This is a genomic window from Aeromonas dhakensis, from assembly GCF_000820305.1.
Taxonomy (GTDB): domain Bacteria; phylum Pseudomonadota; class Gammaproteobacteria; order Enterobacterales; family Aeromonadaceae; genus Aeromonas; species Aeromonas dhakensis.
Genome location: NZ_CDBH01000029.1, coordinates 89,487 through 112,699, shown reverse-complemented (window position 1 = coordinate 112,699; position 23,213 = coordinate 89,487). Strand labels below are relative to the sequence as shown.

Genomic DNA, 23,213 nt, shown 5'->3' with positions numbered 1-23,213 from the left:
TTAAAGCCCCCGAGATCGCATAAAGTTGTTTGAACTGGGTTGGATTTCTCTATGAATCATCTAGTTAGTTCACTCAGAGTGGAATAAAACTGGCATCATACAAGGCCGCTTCCGCCCCTTTTCGGCTAAACTGGCCCAAGGCACATAAATTGCTTGTCACTTGGCATCACTAGCGAGAATCCGTCATGTTCGACAATAAAACCCTATTGATTACCGGCGGCACTGGCTCGTTTGGCAAGATGCTGGTCAAGACAGTGCTGGAACGCTACAAGCCGAAGCGGCTGATCATCTACTCCCGCGACGAGCTGAAACAGTTCGAGATGCAGCAGGTCTTCAACGCCCCCTGCATGCGCTATTTCATCGGTGACGTGCGGGATGCCAACCGGCTCACCATGGCGATGCGCGGGGTCGACTATGTGGTGCATGCAGCGGCGCTCAAACAGGTGCCGGCCGCCGAATACAACCCCATGGAGTGCATCAAGACCAATATCCACGGGGCCGAGAACGTCATCCAGGCCGCCCTGCTCAATCAGGTCAAGAAGGTGATCGCCCTCTCCACCGACAAGGCCGCCAACCCCATCAATCTTTACGGCGCCACCAAGCTGGCCTCCGACAAGCTGTTTGTCGCCGCCAACAACATCGCCGGCCAGGATCCAACCCGTTTTGCGGTGGTGCGCTACGGCAACGTGGTGGGCTCGCGCGGCTCGGTCGTGCCCTTCTTCCAGAAACGGATCGATCAGGGCGCCACCACCCTGCCCATCACCCACGCCGAGATGACCCGCTTCTGGATCACCCTGCAGCAGGGGGTGGACTTCGTGATGAACAACTTCCCGCGCATGAAGGGGGGTGAGATTTTCGTGCCCAAGCTGCCTTCGGTACGGATCACCGACCTGGCTACCGCCATGGCCCCTCAGCTGGAGCAGGAGATCATCGGCATCCGCCCTGGTGAGAAACTGCATGAAGTGATGTGCCCGTGTGACGACTCCTACCACACCTTCGAGTTCGACGACTTCTTCATCATCGGACCGACCATCAACTTCAACAATCGCAACAATGACTTCTCCGTCACCGCCTCGGGTGAAAAGGGAACCATGGTGGCCCAGGGATTCGAATACAACTCCCGTGACAACGCTGATTTTCTGACGGTTGAACAGCTGAAAGCATTGAACAGCAAGGTGGTAATGGAATGATCCCGTACGGCAGACAGTCGATCAGCGAAGCGGATATCGAAGCCGTGGTCGAAGTATTGAGGTCAGATTTTCTGACCCAGGGACCCGTGGTGCCCCGCTTCGAGCAGGCAGTGGCGGATTACTGCGGAGCCCGCTTCGGGGTGGCGGTCAACTCAGGCACGGCCGCCCTGCATATCGCCTGTCTGGCGCTGGGTGTCGGCCCGGGTGACTGGGTCTGGACCTCCCCCATCAGCTTTGTCGCCTCGGCCAACTGCGCTCTCTATTGCGGGGCTCAGGTCGACTTCGTCGACATCGAGCCCGATACCGGCAACATGTGCGCCATCGAGCTGGAGCGCAAGCTGGTAGCCGCCAAGGCTCAAGGATGTCTGCCCAAGGTGGTCATCCCGGTACACTTCGCGGGCCTGCCCTGCGATATGCAGGAGATCCATCGCCTGGGACAAGAGTACGGCTTTCGGATCATCGAGGATGCCTGCCACGCTCTCGGCGCCCGCTATCACGGCGAGCCTACCGGCAACGGCCGCTACAGCGACATCACCGTTTTCAGCTTCCACCCGGTGAAGATCATCACCACCGGCGAAGGCGGCATGGCAATGACCAACGACCCCGCAATTGCCAAAACCATGAGCATGTTGCGCAGCCACGGCATCACCCGGGATCCGGAAGACTTTATCAATGAGCCGGACGGCCCCTGGTACTACGAGCAGCAGATGCTGGGCTTCAACTACCGAATGACCGATATCCAGGCAGCACTGGGGTTGAGCCAGATGGCTCGACTCGAGGAATTCTTGGTTAAACGACGGAAAATTGCCGCACGTTATCAGGCTGAATTACCACGTCTTGGCTTGGAAGTTCTATCAGACCGTAATAATCGACTCTCAGCTTGGCACCTGTTTGTTATCAAAGTTCCAGCGAAACATCGTAAAACACAGTTCGAAAAGCTCAGAGCACATGGCATAGGCGTAAACGTGCACTACATCCCGATAGGGAATCATCCTTATCATACAGGTGATTGTGGGGAGGCTGCATACTTCTACGAACAACTGATTACTTTACCGCTGTACCCTACCTTATTGGAACAAGAAGAAGCTCTGACAGAGGTAATTCATCAGATACAATATCTTTGATAGTCATGAGTTACCCAACGGTAACTCATGATTGTTCATAACACGCCAAGTCCTCTGGTGAATCAATTTCCCCCCACTCGCCTTCATAAGGAATAGCTTTAATCTTTATATCATTTTTTTGGATAATTGAATTTAAAGTTCCAGTCATATGCATATTATCTTGTATTACAACAGGTAACTGTTCACGATATTCCTCTACACGCTTCCAACCTACTGGGGAAAACTTCAATAGCCCCATATACTGCCCCTGAATCAAAGCAGTATCTGTAGTTTTATTTCCTATTTCGATGAGATAGCTCTCCTCATCTAGCTTAAAGCTCTCGGCATCAGATAAGGGGTCAGAAAAACGCTGGCGCCATAAATTCAACCAGTTTGGATCATAAGTAATAGCAACATCATCATTAGTATTAAGCAAGCTAGTTACAGCCTCGGGGCTATAAAATATATCAGAGTATGAAACAATACACTCTTCATCCATAAGCCACTCTCGTGCGCAGCATAGTGAGGCAACCATGTTGGTTTCAGCCCATCTTGAATTATGAAACTCTACTAAATCATAGGATGTGAGAACCTCCCTCATATAACCTGTTACAACTGCGATATCTGTAATGCCGGCCGCTCTTAAGGCTGAAAGTTGATGCTCTAGAAGAGGTCTACCATACAGCATGGTAAGACATTTTGGTTTCTCTGCTGTCATTTCTTTCATTCGGCTACCTCGCCCTGCAGCCAAAATAATCGCTCTTGTCATATTATCCTCTCGTCACCATTTTATAAAATCGATCAAGCCATAATGGACTAAAAGGTAAATCTCTCTCTGGGTGCCACATCCACCCTTCACACGGCCAATCTCTATGTGTAATCGCCTCAATACAGCCTTCTGCTGATCTTGCTATAACACTGAACTCTTCGGGAACAGATAATGCACCGTAACGGTGGAAGCTATTAACGCTGGCAGAGATATCACCATGTATATTATGCCTTTGCCCTACATGCCCGGTCACCTCATTCAATGTACCCCCAGACCAAGTAATAAGCATTTGCATTCCACGACAAATACCCAAGGTAGGTACTTTATGTGAGTGAGCCCAGTTCAGTATCTGGGTCTCCGTATTATCCCTACACTGAAAATCACCAATATCATTCCCGCCAGAGAGAATGACCGCATCAGGATCTATATGATGAAGATATTTAAGTAGCAATACATCATCAAATACATTAGATACAGGAAAAGGTAGCCCGCCAGCAGCTATCACCCATCGACAGAGATTCTCATCCAAGGCGTCACGACTCTCATTCCGCTCCTTGAGATGGTCCACACGCTGAGTAATTATCACTTTGAACATATCTGGTTCAACTCAATATATCAACTTTCTTAGCAGCACAATTGATTGTTATTCTGCTGAATGATGACCATTTTTTAAACAGAACCTCACCGGCACCAATCACTGCAGGAATACCCAGCTCACCAGCACGAATAGCCATATGAGAGTTTGCCCCCCCCCAGGCGGTAACCAAACCTGCTATCGGATATGAAAATATCCAGTCATAGCCAGGGTCTGCACTCTGAATAAATATAATTGCTCCACTGAAGTTATCTCTATTGGAATCAGTTACCACATGTCCAGTCGTCATCCCTTGGGTGATAAAATTAGGATTTGCTTCGGACAATTCGAATCCCCAAACATCATTCGGTGATGTAATCACGGGAGGCAGAATTATTTTCAAACTGTCTTTATATCTGCTCATTCCTACATCAATAGAGCGTCTAATGGAATCGACTGGATTCATAGCTCCGACTTGCAACTCCTTGAAGACAGCAATATCACAATATGACATTTCATCTTGACTAAAGCCTAAAGACTCACCGTAGGAACCTACTAACGCAAGAATATCAGATAAATTCCTCGTAAACTCAAATTTAGACCATTCTCTTAGCTCAATTCCTGACTCCAAAAAATCAAACAAGCCCACTACATCCGATTTTAACCCATGCTCTTTAAGCAACTCAGAGATCGCCTTCATCTGATTAATGGTCAGCGAAAAAGGGGGATTTATTGCTGTCGAACTTGATGAGGAAGAGCTCCAATCAAAATACAAATCTGGGGCCTCATCATAACGGGGGGATTCTATATCATATGTTCCAGGGCGTAAGTGCCCATATTTATTTAAAAAAAGCTCCTTGCTTAAAATGGCTCTATCATGGGATAACTGACCACTAACTGTAGTCAAGCTATTCATAAAAGCATCATAATCATGTTGAGTAAACACACCGACTCTAACCAGAGACTTTAGAAATTGCACTGCAATAAAACCGGCACGTGCCAATCCCGCAAAAGGTAAAGTTCCATAACGCTTGGTATCTTCGATTAACCAGTAAATTGTATCTAATGTACCAATGCTTGATTGCAGAAGTATTTCTCTTCTCTCTTTAAGAATATCAAGCTTGCTTGCATCCTCTTTCCAAAGCCCCAACTCCGGATCAATAATCTTGTTGGTCAATTTTTTGAGATGCTCAGTAATACTCGCTATCTCACGCTCAGAGAAACCTTCATTCTTCAATGACTGCAGTCGCTCATGAAGGTCAAGTGTATAGCATGAGTAAACTATCTCGAATTCCACCTTATCATGTAAATAAGGTTTCTCAAGTAATCTGTCTATATAAGCATCGACCAATTTTCCGGCAACATTATCTGGCAAGTGGGCAGGAATGAATGAGTTGAATGATATGCGAACATCAATATACGGCATACCATAAAAATGTAGCATCAAAGGAAAGCTTCTAAGATTACGATAGCCGTAGTTATTTCGTTGATAGGCCCATGTGCTATCTGTTATAAGTTCACGATATAGTGATAAAGCCAGTGGCTTTGGTCTTAACCCAATTATTTCAGCAGGATTCCAATCAGGCATCACACCGTAAACCGTCCTCTTTCCCATCAGAAATGGGTGTTCACACATGCCCAATTCCACTTTATCTGCAATTTGCCTTAATTTATTATGATGCTCTTTATCCGAGTCAGGTTGAACTTTCAATATGAGAGGCCTGGCTTGTAATAACCACAGTGTCAAACGGTCACCTGATTTTGTAAAAGCAAACTCACAATCGACAGGCGTCCCTCCAAAATATATCAAAAGCTCATCAATCAATTTTATAACTTGTGATATATAAGGATTTTCAATTTTATTTGAAGAGACATGGCTGGATGAGACCCATATTCTCCCTCCACATCCTGATGTAATAAAAGCAGTGTCATTACCTTCATGCCAATTAATAACTCTATAAGGAGAGCAAGTACTTGGATCGTGACTGAACGCGACACCGGACAAGACAACATGCTCCAGCATTGGCTGTATTAACACCTGTTCATTGTCGTCATGGTGATCGCCATACGATGAAAAGACTTGGGAGACAGCTGATGCCAAACAGTCAATTTCGACATTCGCAACAGAGAGAAATGCCCCTGCATTAGAATGAAAATGGTTATCTTCTGCCAAACAACTGGATCTTACAATTAATCGACCAGGAATGTTATCGTGTACTGACCTTATGATAGTATGGTGATTCTCAATCCACTCCCCATAAGTAAAATATATAGAAAATGGAATGCTTGCACTTAGTCTGACCCCATTTAAGGTAGCCAGTGTTTCCGCTTTAGTACCAAATTTAAGCATCATTAGTCACCATATATAATAAAAGGCCACGGTATCTAAACAGTGACCGTTGATTTTATTTTAACTAAGCCATGTAAATTATTATTAATGATGATTATTTAGATGGCTTTTCTGGCAGACCAGGCTCTTGTTAAGTACTCAGCTTCAATAAAATCCAGTCCTTTAACCTTAGACTCAACGAAATTAATAAAATCATCAAACAGCTTGCGACCAAGTTGAGCCTGAAGATCATTAACTGAATGCCATGCCCCTAAATAACGCTCTGGTGTCATGTATACAGAGTGACGCCCTTCTATGTATATCACATCATCAAAGTATGGGCTGTCGTTTAATTTTTTTGTTAAAATATCAGTAATACCTGATCGTCCAGATGATACTCTATTTATATCACTTTTTAAGAAAGTTAAATGGTTCTCTATTTCAACTAAAAGTGGATTGGTTTCTATCAGGCGAGGATTCCATAATGCAACAAATCGACCATTGTCTTTTAATATTCGATGAAATTCTTGCGTCGCCTTATCAAAATCAGCCCAGTGAAATGATGATGCCATCGAAATCAAGTCACAACTTTCGGATAATAACCCCGTATTTTCACCAGAGCCAGGCTTCCATATAACATCGGGAAACTTAGTATCATTAGATGTATCAGAAATACCAAATCTTCTCATATCATCATTAGGCTCAACAGCAATAACACTCTTAACGCCAGCCTCCCTGACCATTCGAGTCCAAATTCCAGTGCCAGCACCAACATCAACAAAATCGATCTCATGCACGGGCTTATCAACAAGAGACAGTAGGGCTCTTAATACAGAAGCACTATAATCAGGTCGATTTTTTGAATATCTTTCAGCCAGACCAGTAAAGTCACCTTTATTTACATTCATTTATCACTTCCTTTAATTTATTGTATATATGTTCAGCATTTTCTTCTGCATTAATTTTTTCTGAGTATTCTATCTTTAAATCTGGATGCTTTGGAAATTCACTTTTGATATCAAGCCCACAGATATTATCTATATTACCAGCAGCATAATCATTATAGAGCCCTTTTTGATTCCTTGAGACAAGAATATGTAAAGGGACATCTAAGTACACTTCATAATAACCCTTTATATTATCTCGGTTCCATTGGTGAATCTCGTTAAATAGTGATATTGTAGATATTATGACAATAATACCCTGCTTAGACAGAAGGGAACACAAAGCAGAGTATTTATATGCAATTCTTAATCTATTTTCAGGTGAATGAGGGTCACCTTTAACATCTGTAAAAAATAAATTCCTAAGCTCATCACCATCCAAGTGAACGACATATTCTCCTTGATTTCTAAGCATGGATGCCAAATGCTTTGCAACCGTTGTTTTTCCAGCACCGGAAAGACCTGTGATCCATATAACCATTTTTCACTACCATTCTTCTATAACATTTGGGTGACGTATAGATAGCTGTTTTATATAAGGTTTGTAATAGGATGATATCTTCTTTTCTATATTTTTAGGAATTCTATCTAAATACTCATTTCGTGCAGCATGCACTATATTTAGAGCCCCTTCCAGCCATCTCATAGACTCAGCGTTTACCTTAAAAAATAACTCATCCATGCATTCATCAACAGAGCTAAAATTACCTAAACTCCACAAAAACTCCCTGTCTATAAATCCGTGTATTTTTCCAAAGCTTACGCTCTCTAAAGTAACAAACTTAATGTACTCCCTGAAGATATGCTTTGGCAATCCACTTGTGGCGGGCCCCTCAGATAATTCAGAGAAATAGATCTGGATTAATTTTCCATTTATTTCTAAGTTCATTGGGATATATGACAAAACAATAGATAAAGATGACTCAGCCTTCGCCGATATATCTTTAATATCATGTTCTTTAATATTTAACCATGATGATATGTCATTCATTGTTTTTTGTGCTTGTTCTAGTTTTAACGAAGAGAAAGCAATACACTTCGAATAACTAAATTCACGTTCCAAACTCATCCCGATAGATATAGTGTTTTGTCTAATAATAAAATCTCTGTGCAATAATATCTCATCAGCTATAGGCTTTATCTTTCTATATCCAAAATGATGCTGCAATATACAAAAATTATAATATGATAAAGCTAAATCAAGAGGGTTTCTGACAGAGTAGAGAAAGAACTTACGGGTTATAATTTTCTTTATTTTTTCCCAATAGCATAAATTATTCACTACATGTAGGTGATAATATGAAAGCCTATTTTTTCTAAATATATCAACTCTATTATGACGTGTTATTATTTCATTCCTTGTATATCCTAATGGATTTATGTCTGGGTGCGAATCCAAACATCTTGATATAAAATTCGTTCCACATCTTGCCAAGGAAAGAACAAAGAGATCATATTTATCAGCTTGTAAATCATCCTCCATACTATAATCCCTCACAAGAAGATATATAATATTCGATTGGTGATGTATCCAATAACCACTGGTAGGCAGTATATAAAGGAACTACATTAATTATGTGGTTCTCTTTCACCCCATACTGAATAAGCTGTTGTTTAATATCATTGAGCCAATCGCTTGCAATAAGCACCACAGCGTTATTCTCATCCTCCAACACTTCAGGAGAAAATATATTTACACCATTATAATTACTCCCCCATTTACTGCTATCATTATCTATAATCCCACTTAATAAAGAGTTAAAAAATCCAGATCTAACTAGGGCTCGGCCTCCAGCTCCCAATCCAAATATAAATACTGGAGAACCATGTGACATATGTAGGACATTTAATAGCTGATTTAACTTTGCAATAAAGAGAAACGAGCACTTATCTTGTTCTCCATCTAGCTCTAATGTTTTGTATACGGCTTCAAAATCGAAATCAATTTTTACATCCATTTATCCCTCCATAACTGTTCAATCTCAGGGTTATTTTTCAATATTTTTTGATAGTCAAAAAAACTTTCTTTATTTATCAAATTAATAACATTTGTGGGTAGTGAACTAATTTTATACTGGCTAAACGCCATAATCTTTTCCTGCAATAAGTACAACCAATTAGAAAAGTGATCTCTAATAATATGAGCAACATCATCAGCCATGATATTGGAATATCCAAATCTATTAGTGTGCAGCTCATCTTTCATAAGACATACTTTTAGAGTGCCAAAATCACTACATTCTATAATACCAATAGGATATAAGTTATTTGGTGTTTCAACATTTTCTCTAATAAAATAAAAGTTCCAACTTAAGTTTATTGCCTCTACTCTTAAAGGGAGTTTTTCTAGGTAAAAGTCGACTTCTGACTTATGAAAAGCACTATCATTCTCAAAGTTTGCACACGTATCAACCCCTAACCACCGATATATATCATTCATAGTGCGATTAATATTGCCACTAGATAAACCTGAGAAGTCAATTATTTTAACGCAATCAAAATTAGAATGATGATTTACATGGTGTAACGAGTTCCCAAATATATATTTACCATGTTGAATTAAGTAGTCCTCAACATTTAAAATATTATTTTCAATATTATTTAAAATAGCGTTTTGTAGAGAGGCATTATAACAGGCAATTGCTTGTTCGTATGGGTGTCTTATCGGATGGATTAAGTATTTTGGAAGAATTGGAATTTTACCATTATATAAAATGTCAGTATATCCATCATGCCACATAAAAACTTTTCGTTTACATGCGATTATTTCTGCAAAGGTTTTCTTTGAATAAAGATTGGCTCTAAATCCCATTCCATAAAAACCAGGGCAGTATATATCATGGTGTTTTGATATGTATTTGCAAAGTGAATCAGTACCCACCCGATACGTCGTGATAATTGTGACATCAAAATACATCCGTTCCCTCACCTAACACCTAAGGTGCTGATTATTTCATCACATGTTTCCTTGTATATATCTTCGAAGCTCTCTCTAGTAGGAGGGAGGGCACCTAGGTCTCCTTCACATGCGTTCTTCATGGCAGAATAAAGAGCTTCAATATTATTGTCCACTAGTACCCCTCCCCCTAAACGAGCTATCAGCTCCATAGAGCCTGCTGTTTTTGTCGCAATCACTGGGGTGCCGAGTAAGAGAGCTTCGAGAATAACCAGAGAAAAACCTTCTGCTCGGGACGATGAGATAACAAAGTCCGCAGCCTCAATATACTGATATGGATATGCGAGATGCCCTAAAAGACTAATATTTGGTATATGAAGCTCTTCTATTTTCTTCACAAGATGAGGTCTATCACCTCCCTCTCCGATAATAATAAGTTGATAATTATCATAACCTTCATTATTTAATCTGTGACAAATCTCTATCAGTAAATCAAAACCTTTTACATAATCAAGGCGCCCTACAGAAATAAATGTCAACTTATCAAATGTTAGACTATTATTTCCTTTATGAGCTGTAATATCTTGTACACTTACCAGATTGTAAATTACGTGTTTTTTAATACTTGAATTATCAGGGAATAACTTTTCCCATGCTACTTTAGAATTTTCTGTCACAAAGACAACATCGGTGAACAATGAATATAAAGCTGATGCCTCTTTCTTTTTCTGCTCATTATCTAGATAATAAGATAAATCTGAATGCACCCACCCAATTTTTTTACCTGCACTGCCAGCGACAACAAGGCATGAGCTAATCCCATCAAGGAAGGATACTTCAATCCGACTATCATGAATTTTGACTATCTTTCTTATGACTTGCCATTCAACTAATGTAAAAATAAGATCGATCAACTCTTTATCTTTATAATCAAATAGTGTTCTTATTGGAAATCGGCTAGGGATCGAACTGAAGTAATCCCCGATATTAAAAGTAACCACTATAGATGCTGAAATCTTTTCATTTGAAAGCATCTTTGTAAGATCAACTAAAGCTTTTTCAGCGCCACCATTGCCCAATGTATCGATAAAAAATGACACGTTGCTTTCGGTGTCATTCATGTTTTCATCTTTATTAATCAAGGAGCTTTCAAGTAGAGGTCTGAATACATCCACAAGAATACTTAAACCGTTGTTGATAAGTGTGGAATCAATACCAAAGCTAATTATCTGTTTATGTATTTCTTTGTAGAATGAACTGAGGACGATAATGCCATCACATTTCTTTGATGAAATTTCAGAGGGAGGAATTACCAAAACTCCGTCAAATATGGTGCCATGCAGAGACTGATTGTTATCTGTTAACGCAACTATTTCATACAGATCTTTGATATAAATAATCGCTCGTTTATACAAACTGCCTAAGCCAAATATGATAATTCTTTTCCTCATACTATCTTTCCCCTGATAACATCTCATTCCATTGATTAATTTCATTTTTCCCAGACAGGCTGTTCTGACCATCTGTTGATTTAAAAATCAAGGTTGCATAATACATCGGTATGACACTTAAACTATAGAGTGCTGACGCTAAGCCATCCTCATCATTTTCACATAGATAACCATAACGGCCATGTGCTAGCAGCCCTACATTTCCTTCACAACAAGTTGCAATGATCGGTGTACCGAGGATTATAGCCTCGCCAATGGACAGTGGGTGTCCCTCACTAACTGAGGACGATACTAAACATTGAGCAGATTTAATATATGGATAGGGATTCTCTTTCTTTCCTAATAAAATAATATGCTCTTTCATTCCCAATGTATATATCAGGTCATCCAGAGCTGACTTTAGGGGACCATCCCCTATAATAACCAGCTTGAGATCTTCCTGACCATTTTTTTTAATCTTGGTGAAGGCTCGAATCAACTTATCGAACCCTTTAACTTCAACTAGTCTCCCAACAGCAACGATATATGGATATAGTATTTGAGAGTCATTCTCCATGTTGGAGTTATTAGTGATAACCTCAACATCAAAGATATTTCCTATTACGTTTGACTCATAGTCCCTCAATCCTATTCTCTCATTAAACCCATTCTTGACAGAATTAGATACAAAGATAAGCCGGTCCATATTAGCATAAGCATCATACTCTGCTTTCAATGATGCGTAATAAGGGGCACTAATATGATGAGAAAATAGATTCGCATGTACACAAGCGACTTTATCGTTGCTATTTATTCCTGAGACAAGATAAGTAGAAAGTCCTTCAATATATGCAATAGCAATATCGTATTCATTTTGGCCGAATAATCGAGCACATATGTCATTGGCGGAAAAATGCATAAAAAAACAACGAGATAGCAGCCTGTTTTCGGTAGATGAAAAGATCTCTACTACGGGAAGAATATGGCTAAGCGCATCAAAATACTCTCCACCTCCTTCAATGACAATCAGAAATATTTTTTCTTTCTCTTCAATTCTGCGACATAAGTTTAATAATGCTCTTTCAGCCCCACCATTCCCTAAAGAGTTCATCACTATCAATCTCTTCTTTGTTAATGAAAGAGATGCTATTTTATTTACGGCTATGAGGAACTCATCATGCTCATTCAAATAATTAGCAACACTTTCACGAATCAAAAGATCAACATATATATTTACGATAGAATTATTATTTATACCAAGAGAAATTAGCTTTTCTTTTATCTCTTCAAAATACATGCTCGCGACAATAACAAGTTCAAAATCCAAACATATAATATCCGAAGGCGATACAATCCTAACCCCATCAACAAATTGTCCATGTCGCGTTGTATCGTTGTCTGAAATAGCCGCCAGTTGATACCTGGATTTTATGAATGGAAGAAATACTCTAAACAACCCACCAGCACCAAAGACAATCACTTTCTTCATTTTTATGTCCATCAAGCTAGCTGCGACTCTGCCAAGAATACAAAATCATCTCGACATGGCCCATGGCTTTTATAAAGGTGGTGTGACACCTGGTTTACCAAGCAAATTTTTAACCATCGCTCTTCAATTACGAAAAACTCATCAGGCAGTTTTAGCTCTGTCCTGATATCAGTTAAAATCGAGCCAGCGGCTACCACTTCCGACGTATCCATTGAGGATAATTCAATTATTTTACGCCATAGAGCAAGAGAGCCAATATTTCCACCAAGCTGATTAACATATAGTTCAGTCATTTTGGTGAAGCCTGTTGACTGTACTTCTCGATATATCTCGCTTACCTGTTGGTGATGTGTCCTGTAGTAAACAAGAATACATCTCAGGTTGTGAAACTTCCATTTCTCATTGGCCGCTATTTTGCACCAAAGGGCTGCATCCTCAATATGAGGCCACTGAGACTCATATTCATATTTATCAAACACAGACTTTCTAATTAACACCGACGAATGCTGAAAACCAGATGTTCTAAACATAAGAAGATTTTTTATGAAATTGTCATCTTGTCTGTGATGCCATACTTCATTTATCTCACCGAAAAGCTTAGCCCACCCTCCTAATATATATACATCAGGATTGCTCTTCATAAATTCAACTTGCAGTTCGAATCTATCTTTTATAGAGATATCATCAGCATCCATCCGAGCGATAAAAGTCCCTCGTGCAAGCTTAATAGCTTTATTCAAACTATATACCAGACCTTTATTGCTCTGACGATATAGTCTTATTCGCTGATCTTGTTTGGAAAGAGCTTGTAGGATGTGGTGTGTATTATCTGTTGACCCATCATCTATGATAATGAATTCGAAATCTCTAAAGGTTTGAGAAAGAATACTATTGACAGCCTCTCCAACAAACTCTTCGCAATTGTAGACGGGCATAACCACTGATACTAATGGCAACCGAATATTCCGTATTTTATCAAAATACAATAGAGCATTTATAACTGCATCATCCATATCAAAATAGCGATACTCGGCAAGGCGTCCTAGGGCGATCAGCTGTGGGAAATTGCTCAACTCATCACGGCACGCTTGATAATGCTGTTTGGCTGCATCGGTAAATAGCGGGTAATAAGGTTCGAGACCCTGTTCCGGCTGATAGTCACAGGGATATTCGTAAACGATGCTGGTACCGGGATGTACCTGCCCACTGAAATGCTTGAACTCGGTGATCCGCGTGAAGGCTTCTTCATTCGGATAATTGACGGTGGTAACCGGTTGAAATTGTTCCTGCGCCAGATGGCGATGCTCAAAACGCAGTGAGCGGTATGGCAGGTAATTCCCCTCTGCCGGCAGCAGATGATCCAGCATCCCGGTATAGATCAAGGGGCCGTCAAATGGCTCACCATCCAGCAGCACCTGCTTATGCTGCCAGTCCAGCCTGACATGCTGTGCCATGGGGGTCGACAGCCTCACTTCAATCAGCGGGTGCGCGAGCATGCGCTCAAACATGGAGGTATAGCCTGCGGCCGGCACCGCCTGCCAGGAGTCGGTAAAGTAGCGATCATCCCGACTGACCACCACGGGTACCCGCGCCGTCACCTCGGGGGAGATCTGCTCGGGCGGTACCCCCCACTGTTTGCTGGTGTAGTTGACGAAGGCCTTCTGATAGATGAAATCCGCCAGTTCGCCCAGCAGGGGATCCTGCTCCTTGCGCAGTTCGAGAATCGGTACTCTGGCGTTATCCCCGAACCGGGTGCGCAGGGCCTCAATCATGGCGCCGGCCTTGTCGGCGGGGAAACAGCGCTCGATGCTGGTCAGGTTGAACGGGATAGGCACCAACTGCCCGTCGATACGTGACAGCACGCGATGCTCGTAAGGCAACCACTCGGTAAACTGCGACAGGTAATCCCACACCTCCTTGCTGTCGGTATGGAAGAGGTGCGGCCCATAGCGATGGATCAGCACGCCATGCTCGTCATACTCGTCGAAACAGTTGCCCCCGATGTGGTCGCGCTGTTCCAGCACCAGTACCTTCCAGCCAAGCTGGCTGGCCATTCGTTCAGCCATAACGGCACCGGAGAGCCCGGCGCCAATGACGATTGCCTGATAACTCACGCCGCTTCTCCAAACAGTTGTTGCACGACCCGGGCGGGATGGGCCCGCTGCGTCCACGCCAGTTGATGGCGCTCGTCGAAGAACCAGCCGGGTGCCAGCTCCGCAACCTCTGCCGCCGACAGCTCGATGAGCTGAGTAAAACGGGCGACATCATCCTGCCGCAAAAAGTAGAGCGCGGCAGAGTAGTAGTGATGGGCACGCCCCTGGGCAATGACCACCGGGTCTGCACCGAATGCAGCCGCATTGTCACAGGCGCGCAGCAGGTCGCGCAGCGACTGCTCACGCCGCTCTGCGGATTTGCGGGTCTGCCCGCCGAAGCTCTGGGTATGGAAGCGATAACGCCCCAGCAGCTCGGGGATGAAATCCAGGGTGCCCGGATTGAGGGAGAGATTCAGGATGTGCCAGGGATAATCGAGAATGATCTTGCACCCTTCATCGATGGCATCGGCCATGCCGTCATAGCGGCGGAACATGATGGAGCTGGCATTGACGAAGACTCCGAAGCGGATCAGCGCCTCCCGCGTCATCACGGGTTCGAGGTAACGGGCGTTGTAGTAATCACGAGTGAAGAGCTTGATGCGCGCATCGGTCTCATCATCAAACATCTCCGCCTCGTGATAGCAAAGCGTGCAGCCGGGGTGCGCGTCCAGATAGTCGGCCTGACGCTGCAGCTTGCCCGGCAAAGCCAGGTCGTCGCCATCCACATAGGCAAGGTAGGCCCCTTTTGCTTCACCAAGCAGCCGCTTCTGGGTTCTGGCCAGCCCCATGTTCTGTTCGTTTTGCAGGGCCCGCAGGGCCGGCCACTGCTGTGCCAGCCGTTGCATGATGGACCAGGAGTCATCACTCGAGCCGTCATCGATGGCGATCACCTCGAACTCGAAATCCGTCTGCTGTTCGAGCAGGCTGAGCAGGCAGGGTTCGATGAAGCGCGCCAGATTGTAGACGGGCACCAATACGCTGACTTTCATAGGGAAATCCAAGGGAAAATGAATAGAAAAGAAGCGGATGGAAGAAAATGGGCAAGGCTACCGCACGGTCCCTGTCAACCCTTCTCCCTCTCTGTCAGGTTTTACTGCAAGAGGTATGCCTGACCAAGCTAATCCATTGAAGCTGCTGGATTTATGTGAGCCACACCTGATTATTCACGTCGGCTGAGGCCACGGCTGCACAGTTGCAGCATGTCGATGCCATCCCAGTTCCATTCGAATGCGAGCGCTTGTCCCGGTGCCACCACCCGGTCAATCCGGCAGGTGGGGGCAGTCGGCAGCGCCGCTTCGACCCCGCCCCTGTCACCGCCGACCCAGACGCAGGTCTGCATGTCCCAGGGCTGTGCCAGCAGCTCATTCAGGGTATCGGCCACAAATTCGGCAACTGTACCTCCTCCGACGTGTGCGAGCCGCAGCGCGCTCGCCGGAGTCAATAAGGTGACGCCGGGCAAGCTGGTCACCTTCATTGCCCCCTGCTCGGCGGCATTTTGTTGACTGTGGATGAATCGTTCCATCGCCAGGGCGGGATCGGCGGCAAAGGGAGCAAACAGGGCTTCCAGCAAGCGGCGGCGCAGTCCCTCGTCGGGTTCACCCAGCCAGCAGAGGGTGGTTGGCGAGGCGCAGGCCTGCTGGTTGAAACGGGTGCAGTCCTGCTGCAAGGCAGCCAGCGTCCGTTGCCACTCTTGCGGATCCAGCCCGGCCAGCCAGCGGCTGTCGAGCACCGCCATCGAGCGGCGATCCGGAAACACCACCTCCTGCGCCGCCGGCGCCAGGGGAATGGCCCGCACCTGGCGAATGGTCTCGTCGCCGCCCCAGATGATGCGCAGCCGGCAGCGCGCCGACAGCCAGGCGGTGATGCCCTCGTCGTGATCATAGCGAATGAAGCGGGTACGGGCGGCAATCTCTTGCCATTCACCGAGGCTGAACAGTTCGTTGAGGATCGCCAGCATGGCCTCCTGCTGCGGATCGCGGCGTGACGACAGCCGCACTACGCAGGGGTTGCCCATCAACAGGGCCATCAACCAGGAGTAGAAAGCCACCGTCGGCACGTTGGAGGGCACCAGGTGAAAGGTGACCCCCAGCGGCCCCCGTCCCTGCAAACGCTGCTGTTCTCTGGCCAGCTGGCGGGGCCGCAGCCAGAAACCGAATGCGGCCAGATCGGGATGACGACGCCCCTCCTGCTGCAGGCGGGCCGACAGCGCCGCCACGAAATCGCAGATGACGGGGGCAAAGCAGGGCAGCGGCTGCGGGCAGAAAGTTTGCCAGCCCGCCGTCGGGGCCACGAAGCTGACCGCCGGCCCCTCCTGCCAGGGCCCGGTGGTCGCCCCGGACAGGGTCATTGGAAGGTGTCGCTGCATCCCCTCACCTCGGCGCCGTGCTGGCGTCCCACTACGTGAAAATAACGGCCATGGCGGCCACAAGGGCAGTCATCCTCCCCCAGCAGCACGCCGAGATCCTCGCTCAGCAGGCTGTGGCCAGGATAACTGCCGGGAATGGTGGAGAGCACCTGCAGCAGGCCTGAGCTGCCAATCCCGAGCGGCTGATGGGTGAGCGGATCGCGCACCTGTACATCGGCAAACACGGGAGCATGCAGGTGTCCCTGCTCGCACTCGACGAAGATGGAGCCTACCTGCTCCACCATGCCGTAGAAGTTGTGCACCCGGCCCAGCCCCAGCTGGTCACGGCAGCGGGCCTTGAAGGCGGAATTGTCCACCGCCAGGTGCTGCAGCTTCTTCCAGCCGCCGCTGTGAAACAAAATGCCCTGCGTCAGCGGCAGTTGCAGGCCGCGCTCGCGCAGCGGCTCCAGCAGGCATTGCCAGACCATGAAGGTGAAGCCGAACAGCAGCACAGGCTGGCCGGCATATTTGTCGCAGAAGGCCTCGATGACGGGCCAGTTGGGCCGCATCTGCTCGTCGAGGGCATAGGTATGGTCACGACCGAGGAAAGAGAGCCCCAGCGCGCCCGCGCCGCGCGCCGAAAAGCCGCTGCGGTTCTGGATGAGGGCGGGTTGCTCTACCAGGAGCATGGGCAGGCGCTGCTTGCCGACAAACTCCTGCAGGATCTTCACCAGCACCTTGCTCTGCAGGGCGGCGGTCTCCCTGTCCAGCACGATCCGTGATGGCGAGCCCGTGGTGCCCGACGAGGTGAGCACCTTGAACACTTCGCTCTGCGGCACGCTCTGCCACTGGGCCAGTTTGAACAGCCGGGCTGCCAGGTAGGGCAGCGCATCGTAGTCGGTCGCCGCGGCCGTCCAGCCGAAGGCTTGCAGCACATTGTCATAGGCTGTGCAGTGTGCCTGATGGTGCGCAGTCAAGGTGTTGAGTCGCGCCAGCAGCAGCGCCTGTTTGGCGGCCTGGGGCAGGGCGAAGACCGGCGCACTCAGCAACTGCTCCATCACGCCTCCTCCGCCAGTCTGGCCAGGGCGGCGTAGTCAATCTTGTGATTGGCGGTGCGCGGCAGTTGTGTCACCTGTACCACCTGCACCGCCCGCGGCGGGGCTTGCAGCCACTGCGCCAGCTCGCGCTGCAAGCAGTCGGTCGTCAAGTCATCGCGGGGCTCGACAGCCACCAGCAGGCAGTCGTCACGCCCGCCGCAGGCCCCCGTCCAGCCCCAGCGATGGAGCTGGCTCTCGACCTCCGCCAGGCTGACCCGCTTGCCGAACAGCTTGAGAAAACGGCTGAGCCGGCCGCAGATGTAGTAGCGACCCGCCTCGTCACAGCGGGCCAGATCGCCGGTAGCCAGCTCCTGCAGCTGGGCGCCCAGCGCCAGATCCTCGGCCGTAACGGCGTAACCCAGCATGACGTTGTCGCCGCGATAGACCAGCTCCCCCTCCCCGGGCTTGCCCCCCTCCAGTTCGCGCAAGGCGAACTGGCCGCCGGGAATGGCACGACCGATGGCATCCGGATAAGCGGCCACCTCGGGCGCCGCCAGCCAGGCCATGCGAGCGGTGGCCTCGGTCTGGCCGTACATGACGAAGAAGCGCCGATCCAGTCGCAGGGCCTGCTCGGCAAACTGCTGCGCCAGCGCGGGCTCTAAACGCCCGCCCGCCTGGGTCAGGGTCTGCAACGAGGGGTAACGGGCCCAGTCAAAGCGCAGCCGGGCCAGCATCTGATAGGTAAAGGGCACCCCGGCAAAGCTGCTCACGCAGTGCAGATCGACCTGCTGCCAGAAGTCGCGCTCCAGCACGCTCCCCTCGTGCTGCACCAGGGAGGCGCCCACCAGCAGATGGCTGTTGAGCACCGACAAGCCGTAGGAGTAGTACAGCGGCAGGCTGGTGATGGCCCGCTCGGCCGCGGTCAGCGCCAGATAATCGGCGATGGAGGCGGCGTTGGCCGCCAGATTGCGCCCCGACAACCGCACCCACTTGGCGCTGCCGGTGCTACCCGAGGTTGGCAGCATTACCGCCAGCGCCGGGTGCAGGGCGGGCGTCGCCGCGGCGAGCCGCTCCAGCTGGCCGACATCATTGACCCGCCAGCTCACGCCAAACTGCCGGCAGCTGGCATCGTGCTGGCTCGCTGGGAGGGCCGGGTCTGCCAGCATCACGACATGCCCCAGCTTGAGCGCAGCCAGATAGTGCAGCAGGTGGACGGTGCGGGTGAAAAAGGGCAGATAGATCAGGCTGCGCTCGTCCGGATAGCTGGCCGCCAGCCGCGCCACCCGCCGTGCCAGCTCGCCGTAGGAGAGCCAGCCCTCTTGTGGGTCGCGCCAGGCCGGCGCCGGGTTGTCTTCCCGCAGGTGGACGAGCAGTGCGTGCGCGTGATCCATCAGACGGTCATGCCTCCATCCACGCCGATGACCTGGCCGGTCACATAGCTTGCCAGGTCGGAGGCGAGAAACAGCGCCACCTTGGCCACCTCGTCCGGCGTACCGATGCGCCCCATGGCGATGCTGGCGAGCCGCTCGGCAAACTTGTCGTCCGGGATGGCGTGAGCCATCTCGGTGTCGATGAAGCCGGGGGCAATGGCATTGACCCGGATCCGGCTGGCGGCCAGCTCCTTGGCCAGCGACTGGGTGATGCCGATCACCGCCGCCTTGCTGCCGGCATAGCTGCAAAGGCCGGCTGCACCCACCCGCCCCATCAGGGAGGCCAGGTTGATGATGCTGCCGCCGCCGCTGCGCTGCATCAGGCGGGCGGCATACTGGCTGCAATAGACCACGCTGAAGGTGTTGTGACTGAAGGTCTGCTCCAGCTGGGCCTGATTGACCATGCCGAGCAGCCCCTCTTCCAGCATGCCGGCATTGTTGACCAGCACGTCCAGCTGGCGCGTCTGCGCAAACAGCTGCTGAAAGGCCTGCTTGACCGCCTGCGGCTGTGCCACGTCGACACAGAGCGGCTGACAAGGCACGCCGAACTCGGCGCCGAGCTCATCGGCCAGCCGGCTCATGGCCGCCTCGTCGCGTCCCGCCAGCCACAGCTCGGCCCCCTGCGCGGCAAACAGCCGGGCAATGGCGAGCCCGATGCCGCGCCCGGCACCGGTGATCAACACCCGCTTGCCTTGCAGCAGCCCCTGCATCAGAGGGCGACCCCGTACTTGGCGAGGATCTCCCGCGCCTTGGCGACCGAGCTCATGTCGATGATGTCATCGGTATCGAGCAGCACGCCGTAGCAGTCCTCCAGCTGGGCGATCAGGCCCATGTGGGCGACGGAGTCCCACTGGGGAATGCTGTTGTAGGCCAGCTGATCGCTGACACTGCCGACGTCGATGCCGAGGGCATCGGCAAAAACCTGTTCCAACGCTGTAGTCATCTGAAAAATCTCCGTAGCCGTTCTCGGGCGGCATAATAGTCGGCTGGCTGCAGTTCGAGGGCGATGAAGTCACCCTGTTGCCCCTGTTGGCGATAGCCGAGCTGTGCATTGAGGCGCAAAGCGGCGTCGTTGCCGGTGCGCACCAGGGTGCGGATGCAGCCGAGCCCGAAGGTATCGAAGCCCTGATCGAGCTGTGACAGGGCGGCGGCGACGGCCAGCATGGGGTGACGCACGCTGGAGCGGCCCAGATAGAGGCCGGCATCGGCCACCGGCTGCCCCTGCAACGATTGCCGCGTCTCCCCTTTCAGATTGACGTAGCCAGCCCGCAGGCCGCGGCACCAGAGCACCCAGTGCTGCTGGTCAGCCCGTTCAAGGCTGCTGACGAACCACTGCCGTTGCTGGCGGGGGGAGATGAGCGCCTGCTCCACCATCTGCAACCGCACCTCGTCCAGGTTGCGCCAGCGTCGCAGGGTGGGCAGATCCCAGGGCTGGAGCGGGCGCAATTCGACACCATAACTCATGTTCAATACCAACGACGTCCCATCACTTGCCCATGTTATCGACCATCACCGGGCAATTCCGTAGCAAAGCTCAATAATATAAGATGAAAACTCGGTATAATCTCAAAAATAATCAACGAGTTGTCATCAATTATCCGGCTCGGCGACCACGTCGGGCTCCTCAGGGAGAGAGCATCATGGCCATCGCCATCATCCCGGCACGGGGCGGCAGCAAGCGCATTCCCCGCAAGAACATCCGCCCCTTCTGCGGCCTGCCCATGATTGCCTACGCCATCGGGGCAGCCAGAGACTCGGGCTGTTTCAGTCGGGTGGTGGTCTCCACCGATGACCCGGAGATCGCCGAGGTGGCCCGTCGCCTCGGGGCCGAGGTGCCTTTCCTGCGCGGCGCCGCGCTGGCCGATGACCATACCGGCACCACCCCTGTGGTGATCGACACCATCCAGCGGCTCAACCAGCTTGGCATCCAGGCAGAGCACTACTGCTGCATCTATGCCACAGTGCCACTGATCCAGGCCGCCGACCTGCGCGCCGCCCACCACCGCCTGCTCGCCAGCAAGGCCCCCTTCGTCTACACGGTGGCCGAATTCGGTTTCCCGATCCAGCGGGCGGTACGCATGGACGCGCAAGGCAGAGTCACGCCGTTCTGGCCGGAGCAGATGGCGAAACGCTCCCAGGATCTGGAGCCCGCCTATCAGGATGCCGGCCAGTTCTACTGGGGCAGCCGCGCGGCCTGGCTGGGGGGGATCAGCCCGGTGGGGGGAGAAGGGATTGGCCACATACTGCCAAGGCACAGGGTGGTCGACATCGACACGCCGGAAGATTGGCACCTGGCCGAACTGCTCTATCAAGTGCTGGCCCAAGATGACGTTTAAGGTTGCCTTCCGGCTCGATGCCGGCGCCGAGATCGGCTTGGGCCACCTGATGCGCTGCCTGGCCATCGCCGATCGGCTGCACGCCGCCGGGGCAGAGTGCCACTTCCTCTGCCACGAGCTGCCGGCGCACCTGCTGTCACTGCTGCGGCCCCATCACCATCATCCCCTGAGCGCGCTCGATGACGCCGGCCCGCTGCCCGGCTTGCAGCCCGATTGGCTGGTGTTCGATCACTACCAGATTGACCACACAATCGAACAAAAACTGACGGTCCACTGCGGCCGCGTGCTGGTGATCGATGATCTGGCCGACCGACCGCACCACTGCCAGCTGCTGCTGGATCAGGGGCCCTTGCGCCGCGCCGCCGATTACCAGCCGCTCACCCCATCCGATTGCCGGTTGCTGCTCGGCACCGACTATGCCCTGCTGCGCCCCGCCTATCGCCAGCTGGCGCGGCAACACGCCAGTCAGTGGCGACGGGGGCTTGTCTGCTTTGGCGGCGCCGACCCGGCGGGTGCCTGCCTCATCACCCTCAACAGCCTGGCCCGGCTGCCCTGGGCCCGCACCATCCGCTGGACCCTGGTGGCAGGTGGCGCCAATCCCTTCTGGCCCGAGCTGGAACAGAGAGTGGCCGAGCTGGCCGACCTCGATTTGGTGCTGCTGCGCCAGAGCGACCAGATGGCCGACCTGATGAGCCGGCACGACTTCGCCATCGGCGCCGCCGGCGGCATGACCTGGGAGCGGGCCTGTCTCGGCCTGCCGACCCTGGCGGTGCCCATCGTCGACAACCAGCAGTTCAACGACCAGGTGATCGCCCGCTTCCAACTGGCCGAGCGGCTGACCCTGAGCGAGCTGGCCGAGCCTGAGCGGCTGCTGCAGGCCCTGCAACGGCTTGAACAACAGTCAGACGACTACCGCCGCCGCGGCCAGCAGCAGGTGGACGGGCTGGGGCTGGATCGGCTCACCGCCCGGTTGCTGCAACAACCGGATTATCAGCTGTTACCAGATGGCCAACAGTGGCAACTACGCCATGATGGCAAACTGCTGCTCACCCTGACCCTGAACGGCCAGCGGCTGACATGGCAGGCCACTCAGCCACTTCAGCCCACGGCGTGGCAAGAGCTGGCACATCGCTTGCAGACAATTTTCTCCCAATTTCCCCTCTATCTTGCCGAGCCACCGCAGATAGCGCCGCCTGCCCCCTGGCAGCCGGCGCCGCAAGGCTGGCAACTTGGCACAGGAGTCTGAACA

The 23,213-nt window shown here is 50.1% G+C and carries 22 protein-coding genes and 1 pseudogene; 4 read left to right on the top strand and 19 right to left on the bottom strand.

From position 1 onward, the window contains the following. The first annotated feature begins 185 nt into the window (after window positions 1-185). Both pseB and pseC read left to right on the top strand, forming a co-directional pair. Complete coding sequence (gene pseB, locus BN1143_RS06610; protein WP_042050070.1) at window positions 186-1,190, top strand: UDP-N-acetylglucosamine 4,6-dehydratase (inverting); 1,005 nt, start codon at window positions 186-188, stop codon at window positions 1,188-1,190. Next, on the top strand, window positions 1,187-2,314 hold the full coding sequence (pseC, locus tag BN1143_RS06605; protein ID WP_042050069.1) for a UDP-4-amino-4,6-dideoxy-N-acetyl-beta-L-altrosamine transaminase: 1,128 nt from the start codon (window positions 1,187-1,189) through the stop codon (window positions 2,312-2,314). The genes pseB and pseC overlap by 4 nt, the downstream gene beginning before the upstream one ends. Before the next feature lie 25 nt (window positions 2,315-2,339). On the opposite strand, the gene BN1143_RS06600 is transcribed toward pseC, so the two are convergent. From BN1143_RS06600 to BN1143_RS06535, 19 genes and pseudogenes are all read right to left on the bottom strand, one after another. After that, the gene (locus BN1143_RS06600) at window positions 2,340-3,062 is read right to left on the bottom strand and encodes a phosphocholine cytidylyltransferase family protein (protein WP_042050067.1); all 723 of its coding nucleotides are present in this window, start codon (window positions 3,060-3,062) and stop codon (window positions 2,340-2,342) included. Window position 3,063: 1 nt separating this feature from the next. Beyond that, a complete protein-coding gene (locus tag BN1143_RS06595) occupies window positions 3,064-3,657 on the bottom strand; it encodes a gamma-glutamyl-gamma-aminobutyrate hydrolase family protein (RefSeq protein WP_042050066.1) in 594 nt (197 codons plus the stop codon). Between the two features lie 7 nt (window positions 3,658-3,664). Beyond that, window positions 3,665-5,989: a PEP-utilizing enzyme gene (locus BN1143_RS06590; protein WP_042050065.1), complete on the bottom strand. Its 2,325-nt coding sequence runs from the start codon at window positions 5,987-5,989 to the stop codon at window positions 3,665-3,667. 95 nt (window positions 5,990-6,084) lie between these two features. After that, complete coding sequence (locus BN1143_RS06585) at window positions 6,085-6,873, bottom strand: class I SAM-dependent methyltransferase (protein ID WP_042050064.1); 789 nt, start codon at window positions 6,871-6,873, stop codon at window positions 6,085-6,087. Beyond that, the gene (locus BN1143_RS21815; protein ID WP_042050062.1) at window positions 6,860-7,390 is read right to left on the bottom strand and encodes an adenylyl-sulfate kinase; all 531 of its coding nucleotides are present in this window, start codon (window positions 7,388-7,390) and stop codon (window positions 6,860-6,862) included. Before BN1143_RS21815 ends, BN1143_RS06585 begins: the two co-directional genes overlap by 14 nt. A 6-nt stretch (window positions 7,391-7,396) precedes the next feature. After that, a complete protein-coding gene (locus BN1143_RS22330; RefSeq protein WP_156141287.1) occupies window positions 7,397-8,392 on the bottom strand; it encodes a sulfotransferase family protein in 996 nt (331 codons plus the stop codon). Between the two features lies 1 nt (window position 8,393). Further along, entirely contained in the window at window positions 8,394-8,867 is a 474-nt protein-coding gene (locus BN1143_RS22325) for a nucleoside-diphosphate sugar epimerase/dehydratase (RefSeq protein WP_156141286.1), read from the bottom strand. Next, window positions 8,858-9,826: a hypothetical protein gene (locus tag BN1143_RS22320; protein WP_156141285.1), complete on the bottom strand. Its 969-nt coding sequence runs from the start codon at window positions 9,824-9,826 to the stop codon at window positions 8,858-8,860. The genes BN1143_RS22325 and BN1143_RS22320 overlap by 10 nt, the downstream gene beginning before the upstream one ends. Window positions 9,827-9,834: 8 nt before the next feature. Next, a complete protein-coding gene (locus tag BN1143_RS21810) occupies window positions 9,835-11,256 on the bottom strand; it encodes a glycosyltransferase (protein WP_197069850.1) in 1,422 nt (473 codons plus the stop codon). A 1-nt stretch (window position 11,257) separates the two neighbouring features. Beyond that, on the bottom strand, window positions 11,258-12,724 hold the full coding sequence (locus tag BN1143_RS21805; RefSeq protein ID WP_197069849.1) for a glycosyltransferase: 1,467 nt from the start codon (window positions 12,722-12,724) through the stop codon (window positions 11,258-11,260). A gap of 11 nt (window positions 12,725-12,735) precedes the next feature. Further along, a complete protein-coding gene (locus tag BN1143_RS22885) occupies window positions 12,736-13,659 on the bottom strand; it encodes a glycosyltransferase family 2 protein (RefSeq protein ID WP_331428970.1) in 924 nt (307 codons plus the stop codon). 36 nt (window positions 13,660-13,695) lie between these two features. After that, window positions 13,696-14,790 (bottom strand): annotated as a pseudogene (glf, locus tag BN1143_RS22880) (UDP-galactopyranose mutase); the annotation flags it as partial. A gap of 44 nt (window positions 14,791-14,834) precedes the next feature. Then, the gene (locus tag BN1143_RS06565) at window positions 14,835-15,818 is read right to left on the bottom strand and encodes a glycosyltransferase family 2 protein (RefSeq protein ID WP_042050059.1); all 984 of its coding nucleotides are present in this window, start codon (window positions 15,816-15,818) and stop codon (window positions 14,835-14,837) included. Window positions 15,819-15,976: 158 nt separating this feature from the next. Beyond that, window positions 15,977-17,164, bottom strand: coding sequence for an acyl-CoA reductase (locus BN1143_RS06560; protein ID WP_042050058.1), 1,188 nt, complete (start codon window positions 17,162-17,164; stop codon window positions 15,977-15,979). Next, window positions 17,161-18,219 (bottom strand): LuxE/PaaK family acyltransferase, encoded by a 1,059-nt coding sequence (locus BN1143_RS06555; protein ID WP_042050057.1) that lies wholly within the window; start codon window positions 18,217-18,219, stop codon window positions 17,161-17,163. Before BN1143_RS06555 ends, BN1143_RS06560 begins: the two co-directional genes overlap by 4 nt. Next, window positions 18,219-19,589: an AMP-binding protein gene (locus BN1143_RS06550; RefSeq protein ID WP_042050055.1), complete on the bottom strand. Its 1,371-nt coding sequence runs from the start codon at window positions 19,587-19,589 to the stop codon at window positions 18,219-18,221. The genes BN1143_RS06555 and BN1143_RS06550 overlap by 1 nt, the downstream gene beginning before the upstream one ends. Then, window positions 19,589-20,338 carry an SDR family NAD(P)-dependent oxidoreductase gene (locus BN1143_RS06545; protein WP_024942674.1) on the bottom strand — a complete coding sequence of 250 codons (750 nt, stop codon included), beginning with the start codon at window positions 20,336-20,338 and terminating at the stop codon, window positions 19,589-19,591. The genes BN1143_RS06550 and BN1143_RS06545 overlap by 1 nt, the downstream gene beginning before the upstream one ends. Further along, window positions 20,338-20,571, bottom strand: a complete 234-nt coding sequence (locus BN1143_RS06540) for an acyl carrier protein (RefSeq protein ID WP_005306726.1) — start codon at window positions 20,569-20,571, stop codon at window positions 20,338-20,340. The genes BN1143_RS06545 and BN1143_RS06540 overlap by 1 nt, the downstream gene beginning before the upstream one ends. Next, a complete protein-coding gene (locus BN1143_RS06535; RefSeq protein ID WP_017779503.1) occupies window positions 20,568-21,104 on the bottom strand; it encodes a GNAT family N-acetyltransferase in 537 nt (178 codons plus the stop codon). The genes BN1143_RS06540 and BN1143_RS06535 overlap by 4 nt, the downstream gene beginning before the upstream one ends. A gap of 164 nt (window positions 21,105-21,268) precedes the next feature. On the opposite strand from BN1143_RS06535, the gene pseF reads away from it, so the two are divergent. Beyond that, window positions 21,269-21,964, top strand: coding sequence for a pseudaminic acid cytidylyltransferase (gene pseF, locus BN1143_RS06530; protein WP_042050053.1), 696 nt, complete (start codon window positions 21,269-21,271; stop codon window positions 21,962-21,964). Further along, the gene (gene pseG / locus BN1143_RS06525) at window positions 21,954-23,210 is read left to right on the top strand and encodes a UDP-2,4-diacetamido-2,4,6-trideoxy-beta-L-altropyranose hydrolase (protein WP_017779502.1); all 1,257 of its coding nucleotides are present in this window, start codon (window positions 21,954-21,956) and stop codon (window positions 23,208-23,210) included. Before pseF ends, pseG begins: the two co-directional genes overlap by 11 nt. Window positions 23,211-23,213: the final 3 nt, after the last annotated feature.